Source organism: Streptomyces sp. (genome assembly GCF_031178505.1).
Taxonomy (GTDB): Bacteria; Actinomycetota; Actinomycetes; order Streptomycetales; family Streptomycetaceae; genus Streptomyces; species Streptomyces gulbargensis.
The window spans coordinates 1-3,194 of the sequence record NZ_JAPSIW010000779.1 but is presented as its reverse complement, the minus strand read 5'-3'; the positions used below and the strand labels follow the sequence as shown (position 1 = coordinate 3,194).

The 3,194-nt window shown below is 71.6% G+C and carries 3 protein-coding genes; 2 read left to right on the top strand and 1 reads right to left on the bottom strand.

Annotation, left to right across the window (positions count from 1 at the left end):
• On the top strand, positions 1-366 hold a 366-nt coding region (locus tag RIF68_RS32200; protein WP_309054801.1), incomplete at its 5' end, for a peptidoglycan bridge formation glycyltransferase FemA/FemB family protein.
• Positions 367-467: 101 nt separating this feature from the next.
• Complete coding sequence (locus RIF68_RS32195) at positions 468-1,499, top strand: alanine racemase (RefSeq protein ID WP_309054800.1); 1,032 nt, start codon at positions 468-470, stop codon at positions 1,497-1,499.
• Between the two features lie 104 nt (positions 1,500-1,603).
• Here RIF68_RS32195 and RIF68_RS32190 read toward each other — a convergent pair whose 3' ends face one another.
• Positions 1,604-3,130 (bottom strand): glycosyltransferase 87 family protein, encoded by a 1,527-nt coding sequence (locus RIF68_RS32190; RefSeq protein WP_309054802.1) that lies wholly within the window; start codon positions 3,128-3,130, stop codon positions 1,604-1,606.
• Positions 3,131-3,194 lie beyond the last annotated feature (64 nt).

Here is a 3,194-nt window from a genome sequence, read left to right as displayed (position 1 = left end):
GAGGACCCCAACCGCATGCGGCTCTACTTCGCCCGCCACAACGGCGTGAACCTGTCCGCCGCGACCATGCTCGTCGTCGGCGGCCACGTCTGGTACTCCTACGGCGCCTCGGACAACATCGGCCGCGAGGTCCGGCCCTCGAACGCGATGCAGTGGCGGATGCTGCGCGACGCCTACGCGATGGGCGCCACCGTCTACGACCTGCGGGGCATCTCGGACTCGCTCGACGAGACCGACCACCTCTTCGGGCTCATCCAGTTCAAGGTGGGCACCGGCGGAGAAGCCGTCGAGTACGTCGGCGAGTGGGACTTCCCGCTCAACAAGCTGCTGCACAAGGCGCTCGACATCTACATGTCCCGCCGCTGACCTTGTCCGGCGGCACGGCCCCGTGCCGCGCCGCCGGACGTTTCGTACTCTCGTACACACCTGTGATCCACCGCTGCCGTCAGAAAGGTTCCGGGCCGGCCATGGCGCTCTCCCTCTACGTCGACACCGCGCGCTGGCGGGCGCACCAGAAGACGGTCATCGACCAGTTCCCCGGTCTGATCCCGGTCTGCAAGGGCAACGGCTACGGCTTCGGGCACGAACGGCTCGCCGACGAGGCGGCCCGGTTCGGCGCCGACATGCTCGCGGTCGGCACCACCTACGAGGCCGCGAAGATCAAGGACTGGTTCAGCGGTGACCTGCTGGTCCTCACTCCGTTCCGGCGGGGCGAGGAACCGGTTCCGCTGCCCGACCGGGTGGTCCGCTCCGTCTCCTCCGTCGACGGGGTGCACGCCCTCGTCGGGGCCCGGGTCGTCATCGAGTGCATGAGCTCGATGAAGCGCCACGGCGTCCGCGAGGACGAGCTCCCGATGCTCCACTCGGCCATCGAGGACGTGCGTCTGGAGGGCTTCGCCCTGCACCTGCCGCTCGACCGGCCGGACGGCACCGACGCGGTCGAGGAGGTCATCGGCTGGATGGACCGCCTGCGCGCGGCCCGGCTGCCCCTGCACACCATGTTCGTGAGCCATCTGCGCGCCGAGGAGCAGGCCCGGCTCCAGCAGCAGTTCCCGCAGACCCGCTTCCGCGCCCGGATCGGCACCCGGCTCTGGCTCGGCGACCACGAGGCCACGGAGTACCGGGGTTCGGTCCTGGACGTGACCCGTGTCTCCAAGGGGGACCGTTTCGGCTACCGCCAGCAGAAGGCGGCCTCGGACGGCTGGCTCGTGGTCGTCGCCGGCGGCACCTCGCACGGCGTCGGCCTGGAGGCCCCGAAGGCCATGCACGGCGTGATGCCGCGCGCCAAGGGAGTGGCCCGGGCCGGTCTCGCGACCGTCAACAGGAACCTCTCGCCGTTCGTGTGGGCGGGCAAGCAGCGCTGGTTCGCCGAGCCGCCGCACATGCAGGTGTCGATCCTGTTCGTGCCCGCCGACGCGCAGGAGCCGCGGGTCGGTGACGAGCTCGTGGCGCATCTGCGCCACACCACGACGCAGTTCGACCGCCTCGTGGAGCGCTGAGCCACCGGCGTCCCGCCCCGCGCGGTCACGGGTGAGGGCCCCGGCTCGTCGAAGCCGGGGCCCTCACCCGTTCGTACGTCTCCGGCGTGAGCCGCCGCGGTACGTCATCCCCGCGGGCCGCCGCTCCCGGACGTGCCCCACTCCACCCGCGGCCGCTCGGGGGCCCGCGGCGGCACCGCCTGCCGCGCCAGGTGCGCGGCCCTGCCCGCCACGAAGACGTCCTCGGCCCCGTCCAGGACACCTCCCGAGGGGTCGTCCGCGCCGTCCTGCCGCACGGGGTCCCGCTCGGGCGTCAGGATGTCCCGGACGACCATGACGCACAGGTACAGCGTGCCGAGCAGGTGCAGGACGATCGCGAACTGGTAGCCGTCCACCGGCAGACCCTGCTTGTTGCCGCTCGCCGTGAAGGCGAGGTACATCCAGACGCCCAGGAAGTACATGACCTCGCAGGCCTGCCAGACGAGGAAGTCTCGCCAGCGCGGCCGGGCGAGCACGGCCAGCGGGACGAGCCACAGGACGTACTGCGGCGAGTACACCTTGTTGGTCAGGACGAACGCGGCGACGATCAGGAACGCCAGCTGGACGAAGCGGGGGCGCCGGGGCGCCGTGAACGTCAGCATCGCGAGGGCCGCCACCGCCACCACCATCAGCAGCAGAGCGTACAGATTGGCCCGCTCGGGGCTGATCGGGACGCCGGTGCGCTGGCTGACGAGCAGCCAGGCGGAGCCGAAGTCGACGTTCCGATCCCGGCTGAAGAGGTAGAACTGCTTCCAGCCCTCCGGGGCGAGGATCATCACGGGCAGGTTCACGACCAGCCAGGCCCCGGCGGCGCCGAGCACCGCCGCCCCGTACCGCCGCCATTTCCCGGCCCGCCAGCAGAGCAGCAGCAGGGGGATGAGCAACAGGATCGGGTAGAACTTGGAGGCCGTGGCCAGGCCGAGCAGGACGCCGAAGGCCAGCGGCCGGCCGCGTGACCACATCAGGACGGCGGCCGCGGTGAGCGCGACGGCCAGGATGTCCCAGTTGATCGTGGCCGTGAGCGCGATCGAGGGGGCCAGCGCGACGAGCAGCCCGTCCCAGGGCCGGTGGCGGTGCGTCCGGGCCACACAGACGGCGAGAACGGCCGCGCAGGCCATCAGCATGCCGGCGTTGACCATCCAGAACGCCTGCTCCTGCTCCCGCATGGGGCCGCCGCCGGGCGTCAGCCAGGCCGCGACCTCCATGAAGAGGCCGGTGAGGACGGGGTACTCCAGGAACGGCACACCGCCGCTCAGCCGGTCGAAGTACGGCACCAGACCCGCCGCGAAGCCGCGCCCCTCGTAGAGGTGCGGGATGTCGGAGTAGCAGGCGTGGGTGTACTGGGAGGTGAGTCCCTCGAACCAGGCCCAGTTGTAGCAGGGCAGTTTCTGCACCATGCCGAGGGCGAACATCCCGATCGCCACGATGGCGATCACCCGGACCGGCGTGAGCGGTCCGGTCCCGGTCAGCGCGCGACGGCCGAACGGGCCGCCGATCAGCTGGCTGCCCGCGGCGGCCACCGGGTCCCGGTGGGTGGGGACGACCGCGGGCGAGCGCCCCTGGGACCGGTCCCGTGGCGCGCGCGTCTTCTGGAGGCTCGGCATGGGGGACATCCTGCCGTACGCCCCTGGGAAAGCGGCGAGGGCCGCCGCGGCCGGTCCGTACCCCGTGTACGGT